The organism is Nocardia sp. CA-084685 (assembly GCF_050955785.1).
GTDB lineage: Bacteria > Actinomycetota > Actinomycetes > Mycobacteriales > Mycobacteriaceae > Nocardia.
Genome location: NZ_CP192094.1, coordinates 4,075,275 through 4,093,211 on the forward strand (window position 1 = coordinate 4,075,275; position 17,937 = coordinate 4,093,211).

At 66.3% G+C, this 17,937-nt stretch carries 15 protein-coding genes; 7 read left to right on the plus strand and 8 right to left on the minus strand.

Features of this window, described 5'->3' with window-relative positions; all coding sequences use genetic code 11:
• Positions 1–14: 14 nt before the first annotated feature.
• From ACQP2U_RS18270 to ACQP2U_RS18280, 3 genes are all read right to left on the minus strand, one after another.
• Positions 15–2,297 carry a molybdopterin-dependent oxidoreductase gene (locus tag ACQP2U_RS18270; RefSeq protein WP_433715750.1) on the minus strand — a complete coding sequence of 761 codons (2,283 nt, stop codon included), beginning with the start codon at positions 2,295–2,297 and terminating at the stop codon, positions 15–17.
• A gap of 432 nt (positions 2,298–2,729) precedes the next feature.
• Positions 2,730–3,356 carry a TetR/AcrR family transcriptional regulator gene (locus ACQP2U_RS18275; protein ID WP_433715751.1) on the minus strand — a complete coding sequence of 209 codons (627 nt, stop codon included), beginning with the start codon at positions 3,354–3,356 and terminating at the stop codon, positions 2,730–2,732.
• Between the two features lie 42 nt (positions 3,357–3,398).
• Positions 3,399–4,289: an alpha/beta fold hydrolase gene (locus ACQP2U_RS18280; RefSeq protein WP_433715752.1), complete on the minus strand. Its 891-nt coding sequence runs from the start codon at positions 4,287–4,289 to the stop codon at positions 3,399–3,401.
• Positions 4,290–4,426: 137 nt separating this feature from the next.
• On the opposite strand from ACQP2U_RS18280, the gene ACQP2U_RS18285 reads away from it, so the two are divergent.
• Positions 4,427–6,286, plus strand: a complete 1,860-nt coding sequence (locus ACQP2U_RS18285; RefSeq protein ID WP_433715753.1) for a Na+/H+ antiporter — start codon at positions 4,427–4,429, stop codon at positions 6,284–6,286.
• Here the strand turns inward: ACQP2U_RS18285 and ACQP2U_RS18290 are convergent.
• A complete protein-coding gene (locus ACQP2U_RS18290; protein ID WP_433715754.1) occupies positions 6,275–6,832 on the minus strand; it encodes a TetR/AcrR family transcriptional regulator in 558 nt (185 codons plus the stop codon). The genes ACQP2U_RS18285 and ACQP2U_RS18290 overlap by 12 nt on opposite strands.
• A gap of 216 nt (positions 6,833–7,048) precedes the next feature.
• Here ACQP2U_RS18290 and ACQP2U_RS18295 point away from each other — a divergent pair, with 216 nt between their 5' ends.
• Both ACQP2U_RS18295 and ACQP2U_RS18300 read left to right on the plus strand, forming a co-directional pair.
• A complete protein-coding gene (locus ACQP2U_RS18295; RefSeq protein WP_433715755.1) occupies positions 7,049–7,675 on the plus strand; it encodes a TetR family transcriptional regulator in 627 nt (208 codons plus the stop codon).
• Between the two features lie 8 nt (positions 7,676–7,683).
• Positions 7,684–8,343 carry an enoyl-CoA hydratase-related protein gene (locus ACQP2U_RS18300; protein WP_433715756.1) on the plus strand — a complete coding sequence of 220 codons (660 nt, stop codon included), beginning with the start codon at positions 7,684–7,686 and terminating at the stop codon, positions 8,341–8,343.
• A gap of 134 nt (positions 8,344–8,477) precedes the next feature.
• Here ACQP2U_RS18300 and ACQP2U_RS18305 read toward each other — a convergent pair whose 3' ends face one another.
• Positions 8,478–9,191, minus strand: a complete 714-nt coding sequence (locus tag ACQP2U_RS18305; RefSeq protein WP_433715757.1) for a dienelactone hydrolase family protein — start codon at positions 9,189–9,191, stop codon at positions 8,478–8,480.
• Positions 9,192–9,381: 190 nt separating this feature from the next.
• On the opposite strand from ACQP2U_RS18305, the gene ACQP2U_RS18310 reads away from it, so the two are divergent.
• From ACQP2U_RS18310 to fadD11, 3 genes are all read left to right on the plus strand, one after another.
• On the plus strand, positions 9,382–10,551 hold the full coding sequence (locus tag ACQP2U_RS18310) for a lipase family protein (protein ID WP_433715758.1): 1,170 nt from the start codon (positions 9,382–9,384) through the stop codon (positions 10,549–10,551).
• A gap of 378 nt (positions 10,552–10,929) precedes the next feature.
• A complete protein-coding gene (locus ACQP2U_RS18315; protein ID WP_433715760.1) occupies positions 10,930–12,063 on the plus strand; it encodes a methyltransferase in 1,134 nt (377 codons plus the stop codon).
• A gap of 142 nt (positions 12,064–12,205) precedes the next feature.
• Positions 12,206–14,026, plus strand: a complete 1,821-nt coding sequence (gene fadD11 / locus ACQP2U_RS18320) for a fatty acid--CoA ligase FadD11 (RefSeq protein WP_433715761.1) — start codon at positions 12,206–12,208, stop codon at positions 14,024–14,026.
• A 53-nt stretch (positions 14,027–14,079) separates the two neighbouring features.
• On the opposite strand, the gene ACQP2U_RS18325 is transcribed toward fadD11, so the two are convergent.
• Together ACQP2U_RS18325 and ACQP2U_RS18330 are read right to left on the minus strand one after the other, a co-directional pair.
• On the minus strand, positions 14,080–14,271 hold the full coding sequence (locus ACQP2U_RS18325; RefSeq protein ID WP_433715762.1) for a ferredoxin: 192 nt from the start codon (positions 14,269–14,271) through the stop codon (positions 14,080–14,082).
• Complete coding sequence (locus tag ACQP2U_RS18330; RefSeq protein WP_433715763.1) at positions 14,268–15,689, minus strand: cytochrome P450; 1,422 nt, start codon at positions 15,687–15,689, stop codon at positions 14,268–14,270. Before ACQP2U_RS18330 ends, ACQP2U_RS18325 begins: the two co-directional genes overlap by 4 nt.
• Positions 15,690–15,807: 118 nt before the next feature.
• Between ACQP2U_RS18330 and ACQP2U_RS18335 the strand changes: the two genes are divergently transcribed.
• Positions 15,808–16,467, plus strand: coding sequence for a TetR/AcrR family transcriptional regulator (locus ACQP2U_RS18335; RefSeq protein ID WP_433715764.1), 660 nt, complete (start codon positions 15,808–15,810; stop codon positions 16,465–16,467).
• A gap of 348 nt (positions 16,468–16,815) precedes the next feature.
• On the opposite strand, the gene ACQP2U_RS18340 is transcribed toward ACQP2U_RS18335, so the two are convergent.
• Positions 16,816–17,823 (minus strand): MBL fold metallo-hydrolase, encoded by a 1,008-nt coding sequence (locus ACQP2U_RS18340; protein ID WP_433715765.1) that lies wholly within the window; start codon positions 17,821–17,823, stop codon positions 16,816–16,818.
• Between the last annotated feature and the right edge of the window lie 114 nt (positions 17,824–17,937).

Consider the following 17,937-nt stretch of genomic DNA (forward strand, 5'->3'; position numbering starts at 1 on the left):
TCTGGGCGAAAAAACTAGCCCTCGCGCAGCGGTTCGATACGAGCCGGAACATGCTTGTGCCATGGCGTTCCGGCGATCGCATCGCGCCAGCTCGCATCGGTGAGCTCATTCGCGGCCACACCGGTACGGGTGCCATCGGGCAGATCGAGGCCCAATCCGTTGGGCAGGGAGGCGTGCCCGGGCCGCATGCGTTCGTTGATCTCGACCGCGGCGATGGCGCTGCCACGTCCGGTGGTGATGCGGGCGCGGTCCCCGGTGGTGAGACCGAGCGCGGTGGCATCGTCGGGGCTGAGCCGCAACGCGCCCTCTGGATCACGGCGCCGCCAGCTGTTGTCGCGGAAAATGGTGTTGGCGGTGAAAGAACGCCGTTCCCCGGCCGACAGGACGAAGGGGAATTCGGGGCTGGTGTGCGTGGCGGGCGTGGTCGGGAGTGCCCGCAGCGCATGCAGCAATTCCGGAATCGCCAACGGGATTTTCGAGTGTGGCACATAGTCCCAGGCGTCCGGATAGTCGTCGACGGTGAAGGTGACGCCCGAACGGCCCGCGAGGATGGCATCGAACAGCGCATCGGCATTCGGGTGACCCGCACGACGCATAGCGGCCGGATGCACCTTCGCGACGCGCTGTGCGAGCGCCCACAGCACGGCGGCCGAACGGGCGCCATCGGGCAGGGTCGGGCCGAGGGTTTCATAGAGCAGGTGCGGGGCGAGGCCACCGATCTTTTTGTCCATGGTCAGCAGTGCCGCGAAGGCCAATGCGTAGGGGCGGCGGCCCAGTTTGGCGGCGCTGCGCAGTACCGCCAGCTCGGCACGCCCGACGACACCGAGTTCGCGGATCAGGCGCGCGTAGATCTCGGGTTCGGGCAGTGTGCCCGGTAGCGGCTCGAGTACCGGCGCACGCAGATGAAAGGTGTTGTGCGGGAACTCCAGATTGAAGAAGGTGGCCTCCCACTTTTCGAACTGGCTCGCCGCGGGCAGCACATAGTCGGCGTGACGTGCGGTTTCGGTGAGCGCGACATCGATGACCACCACCAGATCCAAGGCGTCCAGTGCGCGGTGGAAGGCGGTCGAATCGGCGAGTGAGTGGGCCGGATTCGCGGATTCGATGATCATCGCCCGGAATCGGTCGGGGTGATCGGTGAGAATCTCCTCGGCGATCGAATTGCACGGCACCATGCCGCCGAGAATCGGCGCGGCGGTCACCGGGCTGCGTTTGATGTCACGGCTGTAACCCGCCAACGGCACTATCCACGAATGTGGTTGCATGGCACCGGGTTTGGCGAAGTTTCCGGTGAGCAGCCAGAGCAGCTTGTTCAGGTAGGAGATCAGGGTGCTGTTGGGGCTCTGCTGTACACCGAGGTCCTCGTAGGTGGCGACACTGCTCGCGGTGCCGATCCGATGCGCGGCGGCGCGCAGCAATTCCATTGGTACACCGCAGATCTCGGCATAGGAGGCGATATCGATATCGCGCAGCACTGCGGTGACGGCGTCGACCTGCTCGGCGTGCTCGGTGAGGAATGGGTGATCGAGCAGATCATCGCGCACCAGCATCGCGAGCATCGCGGCCAGACACCACGCGTCGGTCCCGGGACGGACCTGCAGGTGTATGTCGGCGAGGTCGGCGGTTTCGGTGCGCACCGGGTCGAGCACGATCATGGTGCGCGCGGGATCCTTGGCGATCTGCTGTAGGACGGTGCGGGCGCGTGGCACACCGTGCGACTGCCAGGGATTCTTGCCGAGGAATACCGAAACCTCGGCGTGTTCGAAATCGCCGGTGGTGTGTCCGCCGGTCAGATGCGCGTCGACCCAGCCTTCGCCGGTCTTCTCCTGGGCCAGCGCGGTGGAGCGGTAGCGACTGCCCAGCGCTCGCCGCAGCGCGCCGCTGTAGGCGCCGCCGAGGTGGTTGCCCTGTCCCCCGCCGCCGTAGAAGAAGATCTTGTCGCCGCCGTATGTGTTCTTGACCTCGGTGAGCCGCGCGGCGACCTCGGAAATCGCGGTATCCCAGTCGATTTCGGTGAAACTACCATCGGCTTCCCGGCGCAGCGGGGTGCTCAGGCGGGTGCCGCCGTTCTGGTAGTGGTCCAGACGCAGCGCCTTGTTGCAGGTGTATCCGGCCGAGGCGACGTGGTCTTTGTCGCCGCGGATCTTGGCGAAGCCGCGGCCGTCGAGTTGGATCAGCAGGCCGCAGTTGTTCTCACACAGGATGCACGCGGTTTTGTGCCATTGCCCTCGCGCCGCAGGATCATCGCGCCGCGCGCTGTTATCGGCTCGGCTGTCTTGGGGTGCGGCGGTACTCATCGATGCTCCTCTGAAGTGTCATTGATCGAGAGCGGAAGCGAACCGCCTGTCGACATAGGGATGGGCGGGTGCGACTGGTCTGGTCGACGCGAGTGCCGTCGGTCCACGCCTTCGGCTCGGCCAGCAACGGTGTCGCCGAGCCGGTCGATCGGCCCTCGATTCGATCCGGCCGTGTTCGACGTGCTCGGCATCGGCGGCATACCGGATATCGCAGGCCAAGGGCGATCTCGGCTGCGCGCGACATCGGCGTCTCCTCCGGTTCGTGGTGGGCGCGGTGGACCTGCGTCCGACCCCGATTATGGTCCCCACCATAATCGAGGTGTCAAGGGCATGTCGTGTCGAGATGTTTCCTCGCACAGCGAGAAAAGCGAGTGTGAGCGTGCATTCTTCGCACGAATGAAACCCGCATGCGCGGGGTCGATGGCAGGAGCGCTACTGCTCGGCGGCGCTGATAACGGCCGCGAGGTGATCCTGCAATTCGCGGACTGTGTCCTCGAGCGGTGTGGTCGCCCGCTCGACGCGACACAGCGCGATCGCCCCCTCGACCGCGGCGACGGTCAGAGTGGCCGTGCGACGTGAACGCACCGCGTCCAGGCCGTGACGGATCAGCAGATCGGTGAGCGCGGTATTCCACCGGGCGAAGATCGCCGCGGCGGACGCGGCGAATTGCGGTGCGTCGTCATTGGTTTCGACGGCGACGGCGAAGATCGGGCAGCCCGCCCGGTACTCGCTGTCGACGAGCGTGCGTCGCCACAGCGCGACGAACATATCCAGCGCGGTCGCCGGATCGTTCTCGCGGGTGATCGTTTCGATGAATTCCGACATCGAAGCGCCGGCGGCGGTCAGCGCGTCGGTGATCAGCTGGGTGCGACCGCCGGGGAAGTGGTGATAGACCGACCCGCGGGGTGCGCCGGTATCGGCCAGCACCCGGTCCACGCTGGTGGCGCTCGCGCCATGGATACGCAGGGATTCGATCGTTCCCTCGACCATCCGCCGCCGCGCGTCACGCGGCCGCGGGCGCGCCGGAGCCTCGTCATTCGATCGGCGTGTCGCTGCCATGTAGCCATCGTATGGGACACCCCATAACGCTGGGGTGTGCGTTTATCGCACGCGGCTGGTGTGGAAATCCAGTACCGCGGCCAAGGTCTCCCCGGGCGCTTCGAGCTGGGGGTAATGCCCGACCTTCGGCAACTCGACCACATCCGGATCCGGGATCAGCTCGCGATAGCGGCGCACCATGTGCGCACCCGATACCGGATCGAGCAGACCGTCGATCAGCCGGACGGGAATCGGGGTGTGCACCAGCGCGCCCACCCAGCGCTCCCGGTTGGCCTTGCGCTCGCCCATATAGCGGATGAGCTTGTGGCCATTGCTCTTGCCGTGCTTACTGCACCACAGGATCCAGTACTGATCGAGCTCGTGGACGCTGGGACGGGTGTCGGGGCCGAAGACACCGGCCAGGCTGCGGCGAAAGACCCGCTCGGTGCCCAGCACACCGACCAGTGGACCCAGCGGACTGGCCAGCAGCTTCTGCGCCAGGCGCGCATGGTGGGTTTCGGGGAACAGTCCGCCGTTGAGCAGGCATACCGATTCGATCACCAGGGAGTCGTCGCCGTCGGCGCGGCGCTGGGCGTCACGTGCCAGCAACTCCTGGGCGACGGTGTCGCCGTAGTCGTGGGCCAGGATGTGCGTGCGGGAAATCCCCTGCTCACGCAGCAGGTTCTCGTGCAGATCGGCCTGATCGGCGATCCGGTAATCGTAGTTGCGGGGTTTGGCCGACCAGCCGAAGCCGATCATATCCGGGGCGATCAGGCGCGCGAACCGCTCGCGCAGACCCGGCCATACCGCATGCCAGTCCCAGGACGCGGTCGGGAAACCGTGGATACAGAGCAGATTCCCCGCACCGGCCCCGGTGCTGTCCTGCCAGAAAATCTGATGGCCGCGGTGGGTGTGCCGCCGACCGCTCGCCCGCCAGGACGCAAACTCTTCCATGTCTACCTCCTTTGTGCCGACAACTATCGCGCGCGAAGGCTACCGCCACAGGCATTCCGGGGAACCGAACACACTGTCCGTGTCACGTACCGTATGGTCTTTTTCGAGCCGGGTGTTTGCTCTGCGAGAATGCCACAGTGCATGTCGCGATCGGCCTGGTTGTTCTAGTCGCGTCGGCGGCGTCGCTCGCGGCGCTCGCGCGACGGTTCGGGATATCCGAACCCCTGGTATTGACGCTGGCCGGGGTGGTCGCGTCATATTTGCCGCATGTTCCGCAGGTCCACCCCGATCCTGAGGTCATCCTGTTGGGTTTCCTGCCGCCACTGCTCTACACCTCGGCGATTCGCACCTCCCTGGTCGACTTCCGGGCCAATGCGCGCACTATCGCGCTGCTGTCGGTGGGTTTGGTGCTGTTCAGCACGTTCGCGGTCGCGGCGGTGGTGTGGTGGCTGCTGCCGGTGCCGTTCGCGGTGGCGGTGGCACTGGGCGCGGTGGTCGCGCCGACCGATGCGGTGGCCGCTACCGGGATCGCGCGGCGCATCGGCATGCCGCGCCGGATCGTCACCATCCTTGAAGACGAGTCGATGTTCAACGACGCCACCGCGCTGGTCACGGTGCGCACCGCGATCGCTGCGGCCGCGGGCACGGCGTCGATGTGGAAGGCCGGTGGCGACTTCCTGCTCGCCGCGGGTGGTGGTGCCGCGGTGGGCATCGTTGTCGCCTATCTGCTGGCGATGCTGCGCCGGCGCATCACCGATCCGGTGCTGGACACCACGCTGTCGTTCCTGGCGCCGTTCGTCGCCTATCTGCCCGCCGAGGGAATCGGAGCCTCCGGTGTGATCGCGGTCGTGACCTGCGGCATGGTCCTGGGCCACGGTGCGCCGGTGTGGCAGAGCGCCGCCTCCCGGATCGCCGAACGCACCAACTGGCGCACCATCCAATTCATCCTGGAAAGCGTCGTATTCCTGATGATCGGGCTGCAGATGCGCGCGATCATCGAGGGCGCCTGGGAGAGCGGCCTCGACCACACCACGCTGATCGTGGCGGCGGTAGCGGTCACGGTGGCCGCGATGCTGTCGCGGCCGCTGTGGGTTTTCCCGGTCGCACTGCTCTCCCGCAAGCTCGGATTGTCCAATGCCGATGTGCCGGTGAGTCATCCGCTGGTGGTGTCGTGGGCGGGCATGCGTGGTGTGGTCACCCTGGCGGCGGTGCTGCTGCTGCCCGCCGACACCCCGCAACTGCCAGTACTCAAACTGCTCGCGCTCGTCGTGGTCGCGGGAACGCTACTGCTACAAGGGACTTCGCTGCCCTGGGTGGTGCGGCGGCTGCACGTGCGCGGTCCGAGTCGCGCGGAAAACGCGCTACAGAAGGCGAACCTGCTACAGCAGGCGACCGCCGCCGGACTGGCCGAACTGGAAAAGCACATCACCCCGGATACGCCGCCCGGTGTGGTCGAGACACTGCGTGACCGGGTCACCTGGAAGACCAACGCCGCCTGGGAACGCCTCGGCCGCTCGGAATCGGAACTGGCGACACCCACCGCGGAGTATCGGCGGCTGCGGCTGGAAATGCTGCGTGCGGAACGGGAAACCGTTCTGCGGGTGCGAGATTCGGGCGCTGCCGACTATGAGATCCTGCAGTATGTGCTGTCGCGGCTCGATCTCGAGGAATCGATGATCGATCGCTTCGACGAAACCGAAGAGGAGCGCGTCGAACCGCTCGCCGGCCCGACGGCCGAGGGCTGCACGCATCTACAGTCCGCGCCACCGGTGGTGCGCATCCCTACCGAACCCGACGAGTGCTCCGAATGCATCGCCGAGGGATACACCTGGGTGCATCTGCGTATGTGCCTGACCTGCGGGCACGTCGCCTGCTGTGACTCATCGGTGGGCAATCACGCCACCAAACACTATGGCAGCACCGGACATCCGGTGATGCGCAGCGTCGAGCCGGGTGAGGCGTGGCGGTGGTGCTATGTGGACGAACTACTCGGCTGAGCGGCGGGCGTGGGAGTAGATCAACCGCGCGTACTGGGCCAACAACTGATCCAGTGAAATGTCCTCCCCGCCCGCGGCGATCTGCTGGTAGCCGATCAGCATCGACATGCCGAGCGCGGTGACCACTGCGGTGGTCTCCTCATCGCCCACAACGCCTTTGATCGACTTGTGCACGGTGCGGCGGCGCGATTCGTCGACGCGCTTGAGCGCCAGATTCACCGATTCGTCGTTGGCGGCCCAGGCGCGGATCGCGGCCTCGGCGGCATGGTGTAGGCCCGCGGCGAGGTCGGACATGGCGCGGATATCGTCGTCGGGATTGCCCTGGTTGAAGTTCAGCGTGCGCAGGATGATGACCTGGCGGTTCTCCCAATGCTCGAGCAGTGCGTCCACGAAGCCCTGCCAGCTGCCGAAATGGTGGTAGAACGACCCGCTGGTGACACCGAGTCGGCGACAGAGCACGCCGATATTGAGGCCTTTGAAGCCGAGTTCGGCCAAGACCTCCAGAGCGGTGTCGAAGTACTGCTCCTTGGTGACCACTCGTGACATTCGCAGGCGCCGTTTCTTTTCGTGCGGGCAAGGCGGAGGACCAGACAGTACCTCATCGTATTGCCCTCGCGCCGAAACGTAACGCGGTCCACGCATCGACGTCGTCGCCCGTGAAAATACCCGTGACCGGGCGAAACATGCAGTGACGTAGCGGGAAAGGGTTTGCCGGACAGGTGCCGGTCCGTTACAGAGCAATTGCTCTGTTATAGTCGTGGCATGCCTCGCCCTCGGACCCACGACCCCGACACCGTGCTCGATGCCGCGGAGTCGCTGGCGGTGCGCTCGGGCCCGGCGGCGGTCACGATCCGGGCCGTCGCGACGGCGACCGGAGTGTCCAACGGCGCGATCTATCACACCTTCGGTTCGCGTGCCGAACTGCTCGGGCGCAGCTGGTTACGGGCGGCGGGGCGGTTTCTACGGATGCAGACCGAGTTGGTGGAGGCCCATCTGATCGCCGCCGACGGCGCCCCACGCGCGCTCGAGGCGGTAGTGGCCGCGGCCGAGACGCCGGTGGAGTTCGCCCGGCGATACCCGAACTCCTCGAAACTGCTGCTGACCGTCTCGCGTGACGAACTGCTCGGCGACGAACTGCCCGAACCGGTCGTCACCGAACTCGCCGGAACCGATGACGCGCTGGTGCGACTACTCATCCGCCTCTCGCGCGCCCTGTGGGGCCGCGGCGATGCCGCCGCGGTCGATGTGATCACCACCTGCGTCGTCGATCTGCCGACCGGCATCCTGCTGCGCCGCGACCGAATCTCCACACCCATTGCCCGCGAACACCTTCGCGCCGCCGTGCGCGCGGTACTCGCGGTCGGCCCACCCGAATCACACCCGGAGTAAGGAATATCATGAGCACACTGAGCTACCACGAAAAGATCGCCGTGCTGGACCTCGGCGACGACGAAAATCGTTTCAGCCCAGAGTTTCTCGACGCGGTCAACGACCACCTCGACACCGTCCTCGCCGAGGGCGCACACGCTCTGGTGACCACCGCGAGCGGCAAGTTCTACTCCAACGGCCTCGACGTGGACTGGCTGCTCGCCAACGGTGAGCGCACCCAGTGGTACACCGGCCGGGTCCAGGCCCTGTTCGCCCGCGTGCTCACTCTGCCCATCCCCACCGCCGCCGCACTGCCCGGCCACGCCTTCGGCGCCGGAGCCATGCTGGCCTTGGCCCACGACTATCGGGTGATGCGCGCTGACCGCGGCTTCTTCTGCCTGCCCGAGGTCGATATCCGCATCCCGTTCACCCCCGGTATGGCGGCGCTGATCCAGTCCAAGCTGAGCCCCAAGGCCGCGGTTGCCGCGATGACCACCGGTCGCCGCTTCGGCGGAATCGATGCCTCGGACCTGGATATCGTCGACGCCACCGCGGGCGAAGGCGCGGTCGCCACCGCTGCCCTGGCGATGCTCGCCCCGCTCGGCGGAAAGGATCCCGAGACATTGGGTGCGATCAAGAACACCATGTTCGGCCAGGTCGTGGCCGAACTGACCGAATCCGGCTCCTGAGGCCTGGATGCGCCGACGACTCGACACGAGCAGACCGACATGACCGGGGGTGTTCGCCGGAGCTCACCTCGGCGGTAGGCGGTGCGTGAATCGTGGTGGGCCCGCCGAACTGTCATCGGGTCGCGGCCAGCCGACTACTCGGATCCGCCCGCCACGGTATCGGTCAGGTGCTTGTCGAAGAACGCGAGAATGCGATGCCAGGCATCACGGGTGGCTTGCGCGTCGTAGCCCAGACCCGCGACACGCAGGACCGGGTCGATGCTGAAGACGTTCGCGAAGCCGTGCGTGGTGCCCGGATAGGTCTTGATGTCGTGCTCGACGCCGAGCTCGCTCAGTGCGCGATCGAGCTTGCGGTCCGCGCCGACGAGTGAGGGGTCGCGCTGGGCGTAGCTGGCCACCACCGGGCATGCGCCATCGAGCTGGGCACGGTAGTCGCCGTAGAGGCCCGGATAGAACGGTGCGGACGCGTCGAAACCCATTGGCGCGGTGAGCAATGCGAAGCCACCGCCCATACAGAAGCCGATGACGGCGGTCTTGCCGGTGCAGTCCGGATCGGCGACCAAGCGGTCGCGGGCGGCGAGGATCTCCCGAATCGTCGGACTGGCGCCGGTGAAGACCAACGACCGCATCACCGCGCGGATGCAGCGCACCCGGCCATTGGCGAACAGATTCGGGGCGATCGTGAGATAGCCGTAGTCGGCCAGCATTTCGACATTGCCGCGGATATCCCGGCCGAACCCGGCACCGTCGTGCAGCACCACGACACCGGGCCAGGGACCGTCCCCGCTCGGGCGGGCCAGAATCGCCTCGACAGCGCCGTCGGGTCCGTCGAGCTCGATGGTGTTCATGCCAGCAATGTAGGCCGCTGTCCCAGACATGTACAACCATCGGTGGCTATCGCGTGGCGGGCATCGTAGCGGGACGTGAAATTTCGCCAGTTGATCGTGAAACCCACGGTGACGCGGCCTCGATTGGTTTAGCCTCTGCCGACGCGGTGTCCCCGGTCACCGCGTTGTTCGAGCGAAAGGCGACATGTTCATGTTTCGGCTGCCGCGGCGCGCCCTCTGCGTCGCGACCACCCTGGCGCTCACCATGGTCACGGCCACCGCACTCGTCGCGGCCGACAGTGGTGACTACACCCGATACGATCCCGACCCGACCGGCGACGCCTACCTCGATCAACACTTCGATACCGACGCCGCGCCCAACGGCGCGATCCTGTCATCGCGATCGGTGCGGATTCTGCCGCCCCTGTCCACCACCAACGACTTCGCCGCCTGGCAGGTATGGTTCAAATCCACTGCCGCCGACGGCACTTCGATCGCCGCGCTCACCACGATCATGAAACCCAAGACCTGGAACGGCCGAGTCGTCAGCAACAACTACGCGATCGACAGCGTTGGGCTGCAATGTAATCCGTCCTACCAACTGACCCACTCGGTCTCCATCGAAGCACCCGATATCACCCGCCAACTACTCGGCCACGGCTACGCGGTCGTGATGAGCGACTACCAAGGCCCGAAGATGGCCTACGCGCACGGACCCACCCAGGCACGCGAAGTGCTCGACGGAATCCGTGCCGCGCTTCAGTTCCCGGCGGCCGGACTGGCGGGCAGTGCGACCACGATGATCGGCTACAGCGGCGGCGCGATCGCCACCGTATGGGCGGCACAGCTGCAGCCCACCTATGCCCCCGAGTTGCGGATCCTCGGCGCCGCGGCCGGTGGCACACCCGCCGACCTGAGCCTGCTGCGCAAGACGATGGACGGGAAACCACCCGCCGGGGCGCTGTATCTGATGGCGGCGCTCGGGGTCGCCCGAGCCACGCCCGAGGCTTTCGACCTGCTCAACGACCTCGGGGTACGGACCGCGCAGGAGAACAAAAACCTCTGCTCCAATGCCGCCCTGCTCGGTGCCGCGCCGGTGCCGCTGCGCACGCTGACCACACTCGACCCCTACCCGACCGACGTCGTGCAGCGGATCTACCGCGAAACCAAAGCCGGCGCCCTGACCCCGACGATGCCGATCTACCTGTGGCACGGCCTGTTCGACGAATGGATCCCAGCCGCCGGCGCGCAAGCACTACAGCAGCAGTGGAAGAGCGCGGGGGTGGAGGTGTCGCTGACCCTGCTGCCGTGCGACCACGTCACCTGTGCGTTCGCTCCCGGGGCGATCGATCGGATCGACACGTGGATGGGCATCTCCTGAGCACATCGGCCGTCTCGGAGTTGCCGTCGCCTACCCAGTGACTACCTCGCACCGGGCCACGTGGCAGCAGTTGATGGTGCCGCTGTGAAGATGCCATGGTCTCGGGTTCACACCACCCCGATCGAGGCTCGCCGTGGCGGGATACCGCTGGTTCGGGCCCGGCGGGCGGCGGCGGCGGCTCATATGCGACTCTTGATGTGTCGACTCAGGGAAAGGGCTGCTCATGACGCTCGGTATGGTCCTCGGCGACTTCGGTGCTCGCACTTCGACGCGGGATCGCTAGTCCGTCCGCACAGCCCCGGCTGACTCTGGCCGTTCTCCCGCTCCTCGTCGAAGTGCTCGCCGTGCCATCGCACGTCCGATCACGAGGAGCACCCCATGTCGAGCATCCACTGGACCGAATCACACACCGACCACAGCGCGCGGTGGCATTCCGAAAGCGCGGCGACAGCGCCAGCGCACGTCACCATCGCCGATGACCGTATGCGCGCAGATACCGCCTACCGTCTGGCCTGCCAGGGGACGGCGCTGCTGTGGCGCGGCGATTTCCATAATGCGCGTCAGCTGTTGCGGGCATTGAGCCGGCGCATCGACCGCAAACCCCCATCGGAGGGGGCGGGACCGCCCGAATCCTTTCACCTGTATCGACAGGCGCGCGGGCAGCGGGCGCGGGTGTTGGGCAGGATCCTGGTGCAGTTGGAGCCGGACCATTCGCTGGCATTGCGGCGCGCACCCGATGTGCGGCAGGCGTGCACCGAGGCATATGGGTCGGCGCGCGAGCCGATGGTGATCGCGTTGACCGAACTACTCGGTGCGATTGGGGCGCACGAGTGGCGTGAAAACGGTGTCCTGGTACCTGCTCTCGGCGCGCGGATCCACCCGCACTACGGGGTGTTCTCTCCGGTGCGCGGCGAATACGTCGATCTGGTCGCGAACGCGCCGTTGCCGGTGCGGCACCGTAGCGCCTTCGATCTCGGAACCGGAACCGGTGTGCTCGCGGCGGTGCTGGCCCGCCGCGGCGTCGACCACATCGTCGCCACCGATATCAATGCGCGCGCACTCGACTGCGCTCGCGACAATATCGACCGCCTCGGTCTCACGAATCGCATCGAGGTGCATGGCCCTGCCCTGTACCCCGACGGCCGCGCGCACCTGATCGTGTGCAACCCGCCGTGGCTTCCGGTCCGTCCGACCTCGACCGTCGAACAAGGTGTCTACGACCCGGACAGCACCATGCTGCGGGCTTTCTTGACCGAGCTGCCCGCTCACCTCGAACCCGGCGGCGAGGCCTGGCTGGTCCTGTCCGATCTGGCCGAACGCCTCGGACTGCGCACCCGCGCAGAACTTCTCACCGCCATCGACTCGGCTGGCCTGCGGGTTATCGACCGGATCGACACCCGACCCCGCCACTGCCGACCCCGTGACACCACAGATCCGCTGCACGCGGCCAGAGCTGCGGAGGTGACCTCCCTGTGGCGTCTGGTCGAGCAGCACCCAGGACACATCGAGTGACCCCTCGGCGGCGGGGTCCATCCATGGCGACGAACCGTGGAAGTGGCTGGGCTCGGGCGAAATCGGGTGAAAACGGCACGCGGGGATCGAGTGGCAACTTACGGTCTGGAAGTAAATGTGGCCGTAGTGATTGTGGTGTGCGATGACCGAACCGAATACCTCCTGTGCCGCCTTCCAGCGGGTGGCGGCGATCGATCCCGACGCGATCGCGGTGCGCTCCATTGGTGGCGGCCACACGTTGACCTGGCGGGAGTACGCCGAGCAGGTGCGCCATATCGCGGCGGGACTGCATGGGATCGGCATCGGGCGCGGGGATACCGTCGCGCTGATGATGGCCAATCGGGTCGAGTTCTATCCCATCGAGGTAGGCGCGCAGCACACCGGGGCGACCTCGTTCTCGGTGTACAACACCCTCGCGCCCGAGCAGTTGAACTATGTGTTCGCCAATGCGGGCAATCGGGTGGTGATCTGCGAGGAACAGTACGTCGAGCGGGTGCGCACCTGCGGTGCCCAGATCGAGACCATCGTGTGCATCGATGCCGAGCACGCCGCAACGATCAGCCTCGCGCAGCTGAAGGCCGAGGGCCGCAACGATTTCGACTTCGAGGCGACGTGGCGCTCGGTGCGTCCCGACGATATCGCGACATTGGTCTACACCTCCGGCACCACCGGAAATCCGAAGGGCGTCGAGATCACCCACGCCAACCTCACCGCAGAGGCGCATGCCTTCAACGCTGTACTGCCCGTGGAATTCGGCGACCGGCAAATCTCCTACCTGCCGACCGCTCACATGGCCGACCGGTTCACCGCGCTATATCTGCAGGAGTACTACGGCATCCAGATCACCGTCGTGCCCGACCGCAATCAACTGCCCGCGGCGCTGCTGGATGCGCGCCCCACGATTTGGGGTGCGGTGCCGCGGGTGTGGGAGAAATTCAAGGCCGCGGTCGAATTCTCGGTCGCCAATGAGCCCGACGACACCACAAGGGCCGCACTGCAGTGGGCACTGGGTGTGGCCGCGCGCAAGGCCGCTGCGCTGCTGGAGGCCACAACCGTCGATGCGGAGTTGGCCGCCGAATGGGCGAAGGCCGACGAGGCGGTGCTGTCGAAGCTGCGCGCGAAACTCGGCCTGGACCAGGTGAAGTGGGCGATGTCGGGTGCCGCGCCGATACCGCCGCAGACTCTCGGCTTCTTCTGCGGCCTCGGCATTCCCATCTCCGAGATCTGGGGTATGTCCGAACTGACCTGTGTGGCCAGCGCCAGCCCACCCGCCGAGGCGCGCCTGGGCACCGTCGGACGCATGCTGCCCGGTTCGGAAGCCAAAATCGCCGACGACGGCGAATTCCTGGTGCGCGGACCGCTCGTCATGCAGCGCTACCGCAAGGAACCAGGCAAGACCGCCGAAGCCATCGACGCCGACGGATGGCTACATACCGGCGATATCCTCACCCGCGACGCCGACGGCTATCTACGCGTGGTCGACCGCAAGAAGGAGCTCATCATCAACGCGGCCGGGAAGAATATGTCCCCGGCCAATATCGAGAACACGATCAAGGCCGCGACCCCACTGGTCGGCTCGGTCGTCACCATCGGCGACGCCCGCCCCTACAACACCGCCCTGATCGTGCTCGACGCCGAATCCGCGGCACCCTACGCGACCCAACACGGTCTGCCCGACGCCTCCGCCACCGCCTTGGCGGCCGACCCGGGCGTTATCGCCGAAATCGCGCAGGGTATCGCGGCGGGCAACGCGAAACTGTCCCGAGTGGAGCAGATCAAACGCTTCACCGTACTGCCCACCTTCTGGGAACCCGGTGGCGACGAAATCACCCTCACCATGAAACTGCGCCGCAAGCCGATCGCGACCAAATACGCCACCGAAATCGAAACCCTCTACGCCCCAACCCTATCCGCCACCACCCACGAACCAGCCACTCGAGTTTCCGCCCAGATCCGATCCTGACCTGGACAAGCGATCACCATGTAGCGGTGGCGGCGAAGGTCGAGAGCGCATTCTCACGCCTCGGCGTGCAGGGCCTCGACGGGGCAGGTGTCGATGGCGAGTTGGGCGTCGGAGTTGTCGGGGGTGGGGATGGGGGTGGTGAGGATGCGGACTTTGCCGGTGTTGTCGACCTGGAAGATGTGCGGAAGGAGGGCTTCACACATGGCGTGGCCTTGGCAGCGGGTTCGGTCGGCGGTGATTTTCATGCGGGCCGGCGGGTTTCGATGCGTGCGGCTTGCAGCCGGATCGGCAGGCCGTCGAGTGGGATGGGGCCAGTCGCCCAGCCCATCGGCGGCACATATCCGGCGGGCACCGACCACCGGTAGCGCAACAGCATGCGATGCATGATCGCCTTGACGGTCATACCGCCGAAGTACAGGCCGATGCATTTGTGCGCACCGCCGCCGAAGGGCGCCCAGACATAGCGGTGGGATTTGTCCTCTTGACGTTCGGTGGTGAAACGCTCCGGATCGAAGGCATCCGGATCGCGCCACCACCGGTCGATGCGCATCGCCGGATGCGAGCCGATGATGACGAGGGTGCCCGCGGGCAGGAAGTGGCCTTGAATCGCGGTGTCGCGCACCGTCTCCCGGATCTGCTGACCGACCGGGGAGTACATCCGCAGGATCTCCTTGAACACCAGATCCAGGGCGGGCAGCCGGTCCAGATCGTCGTAATCGAGCCAATCCTTGCCCAGCGCTTGCGATTCGGCGCGCAGCCGGTCCTGCCATTCGGGGTGCAGACCGAGTTGATAACCCATCATCGCCAGTGCGATGGTGCTGGTGTCGTGCGCGGCCATCAGCACGAAGATCAGATGGTCGACGATGTCCTGATCGGTGAAGGTATGGCCGTCATCGCTGGCGGTGTGGCACAGCACGCTGAACAGGTCGTCGCCAGTGCCGGCACGTCGGGCGGGCATTTCCCGACGGCAGTAATCTTCGAGCACCTTGCGCCCGCGTAAGCCCTTCGCCCACACGCCGCCGGGCAGATTGGTGCGCACCAATGCCTGTCCGCCGCGCACCGCATCGATGAACGCGCGTTCGAGGCGTGCGGCCTCGGGACCGAGACGTGCGCCCATGAACACTTCCGACGCCATGCGCAGCAGTAGATGCTTCGTCGCCGGGAAGAGCTGGAAGTCGTTGGCGGGCAACCAGTCGTCCATACCGCGCGTGATCGCCGGTGTGGTGATGTCGAGGTAGCCGACCAGCCGGGGCCGGGTGAAGGCCTGCTGCAGGATGCGCCGGTGATAGCGGTGCTCATCGAAATCGCGCAGCAGGATGCCGCCGCGGAAGAACGGGCCGATGAAGAAGTCGTAGCCGCCCTTGGCGGAATACACCTTGTCTCGGTCGGCGAGCACCTCCTCGATCGCCTCCGGGCTCACCACCATCACAACCTGTCGCCCGAGCAGTCCCGACCACTGCACGGGACCGTATTTCTCGACGCGCCGCCGCGCGAAATCGAGGTTGTCCGTCATGGCTGGGAGGGCGTGCCCGATCACCGGTAACCCGTAATCGCCTAGTATCGGCCGCAATTGGCTACCGGCGGGTGGTTCGGCGAGGACTCGGGTCCGCGTCGGATAGCGCTCGGCCAGCGCGGATGCGGCGTACTTTGCGCGTCGGCCCATCGTCGACATCATGGTCGTCCTCTCGCAACCTTGCGAAAATCATGTGATCCACACCATACCGGAATCAATGGTTTCCGTAAACGGTTGTTTCCTGATTTGCCTGCGGCATACTGAGCCTGTGACACGGGCAGCGACCGGGATCTACCGCGGCGCCTCCGCCGAGCAGCGGCGCGAGGAACGCCGCCGTCGCCTGATGGATGCGGCCCTGGACATCATCGGCACCCAGGGCTGGGCGACCACCACCGTGCGCGGAGTCTGCGAACAGGCCAAGGTCGGGCCACGTTTCTTCTACGAGAGCTTTGCCGACCTCGATGCCCTCGCCGCCGCCGTGCACGACGAGATCATCGACACCGCCGTCCGCAGCTCCCTCGACGCGCTGGCCGCGGCCCCCCAGGGCATTCCCGCCAAAACGCGCGCTGCGGTAACCGCCATCCTCACCTCCGTCATCGACGACCCCCGCCGGGCCCGCATCGCCTTCGCCGAAGCCCATGGCAGCGAAACCCTGATGCGTCGCCGCGCCGCCGCCATGCGCACCATCGCCGACGTCGTCGCCGATCAGGAACGCGCCCTGCTCGATCCGCCACCGGGCAGCGAAACCCTGGTGCGCGCGGTCTCGCTGATGATCACCGGCGGCGCCGCCGAACTGATCCTGGCCTGGCTCGACGGCGGCATCGAGGTGAGTCGCGACGAACTCATCGACCTCTGCGTCGAATTCGTCCTCACCTTCGCCGACAACCTCACGACCATGGCCGCCCGCCTCCCCAAACCAGCCCCCTGAGCTGCGCATCGGTCTGGACGCTGCGGCGAGCGGGTCGGATCCGATCGCCTCGGTCGGAGTGCGGCGTTCGAGCAGATCGATGAATGTGCAAGGCCGACGATTGCGCTGCCGAGGACGCTCGCTTACCGGGCGGGTGGCCTCCGCCGATCGAGTGAATAGCCCTGAAAAGTGGTGGGAGTCAGGGCTACGAATGGAACAAGCGACGGCCGAGGTAACCGGAATTCGCCGTAAGCCGCTTCGGGAGTCGTGCTGTCGCGGAAGGAGGTGAGACTGCGGCACTCGACACGGTGCTGGCTGTAAAACGCTGTGGGAGTGGGGGTTAGAGCGGGAATGTCAATCGATGGGGGTTTACGTAGTCGAGCGGGTCGTGTAGGGAACGCAGTTCGGTCGGTGCTCGGTGGGGATGCGGGACAGCTCGCCGCGCAGTGGGATGTCATAGGTGGCGGCGGAGGCGGTCAGACCGGGCAGCCAGTTGTCGTGATGGGTAGGGACGAACAGTCCGGGGCGGATGGCCTCGATGTAGCGACGCGGATCGCGCAGACCGTTGGTGATCTGGTTGAAGCCCTGGACCGCGCCGATCTGAACGTCGGTGGGTGCCAGATCGGCGAAGACGTCGAAGACCTGCGGGGCCTTCTCGGTGAGCGGACCGGAGGAATCATGCCAGACCAGCGAGAATCCGGGAACACGGAATTGGTAGAGCAGGCTACCGCCCTCTGGATCACCCAGACGCGCCGCGCTCTGCACAACACCGGCCAGCGTCGGTGGATGCCGCACCAGCGCACACAGTTCCGGCAGCGGGAAGAACGGCGCGGATCCGCCGGGCCGCTCGGGAGCGGTTGGCGCGGAGTGCACGTGCCGGATCGCGGTGACCTCGACCGATCCCACGGTGAACTCGTGCCGTTCCCCCGGCAACGACGTCCCATCCCCGAGCGCGACCGTCCGGAATGTCGAATCCCTCACCTGCGCACGGATATTCACGCCGTGATCGGCGGTTCCATACACGACTGCCCCGGACGCCTCGGCGATCCGCCCGGCATCGGCGGCATGATCGAAATGCCCATGCCCGATGAAGATCGCCTCCGGTGCTAGGTCCGCCAGATCCTGCGCCGTCGCGGGCACATAACCGGTGCTCGTCAGCCGTGGCACCCACGCATCCAGCAGAAACACCGACCCGGCCATGGCGAAGGCATAGGTTGTGCACCCCACCCAGGACAACACCACTCGATCCGCACGCACCGCACCGGTATCCGGATCCACGACATCAGCCCCGAAGAACCGCGCCCGCGCCGCCACCGTCCGCGGGTCCGCCTGCGCCGCCGAAACGTGCAACCGCCCCGCCGCACCCGCGCCGATCACATGACCGAGCGCAGACCACCGCCCAACCAAACCTCGAGGATGAATCCCACACACCCGTGTACCACACCAGATGCCCGCGAGTTTGTCACGCGTGGGATGCCGTGCCATGCCCTG

Excerpts from the sequence above, each read along its gene's own strand:
- ACQP2U_RS18315 (WP_433715760.1), top strand. The coding sequence starts at position 10,930 with ATGTCGAGCATCCACTGGACCGAATCACACACCGACCACAGCGCGCGG.
- ACQP2U_RS18290 (WP_433715754.1), bottom strand. The coding sequence starts at position 6,832 with ATGTCACGAGTGGTCACCAAGGAGCAGTACTTCGACACCGCTCTGGAG.
- ACQP2U_RS18310 (WP_433715758.1), top strand. The coding sequence starts at position 9,382 with ATGTTTCGGCTGCCGCGGCGCGCCCTCTGCGTCGCGACCACCCTGGCG.
- ACQP2U_RS18280 (WP_433715752.1), bottom strand. The coding sequence starts at position 4,289 with ATGGAAGAGTTTGCGTCCTGGCGGGCGAGCGGTCGGCGGCACACCCAC.
- fadD11 (WP_433715761.1), top strand. The coding sequence starts at position 12,206 with ATGACCGAACCGAATACCTCCTGTGCCGCCTTCCAGCGGGTGGCGGCG.
- ACQP2U_RS18300 (WP_433715756.1), top strand. The coding sequence starts at position 7,684 with ATGAGCACACTGAGCTACCACGAAAAGATCGCCGTGCTGGACCTCGGC.
- ACQP2U_RS18270 (WP_433715750.1), bottom strand. The coding sequence starts at position 2,297 with ATGAGTACCGCCGCACCCCAAGACAGCCGAGCCGATAACAGCGCGCGG.
- ACQP2U_RS18325 (WP_433715762.1), bottom strand. The coding sequence starts at position 14,271 with ATGAAAATCACCGCCGACCGAACCCGCTGCCAAGGCCACGCCATGTGT.
- ACQP2U_RS18295 (WP_433715755.1), top strand. The coding sequence starts at position 7,049 with ATGCCTCGCCCTCGGACCCACGACCCCGACACCGTGCTCGATGCCGCG.
- ACQP2U_RS18330 (WP_433715763.1), bottom strand. The coding sequence starts at position 15,689 with ATGGGCCGACGCGCAAAGTACGCCGCATCCGCGCTGGCCGAGCGCTAT.
- ACQP2U_RS18305 (WP_433715757.1), bottom strand. The coding sequence starts at position 9,191 with ATGAACACCATCGAGCTCGACGGACCCGACGGCGCTGTCGAGGCGATT.
- ACQP2U_RS18275 (WP_433715751.1), bottom strand. The coding sequence starts at position 3,356 with ATGGCAGCGACACGCCGATCGAATGACGAGGCTCCGGCGCGCCCGCGG.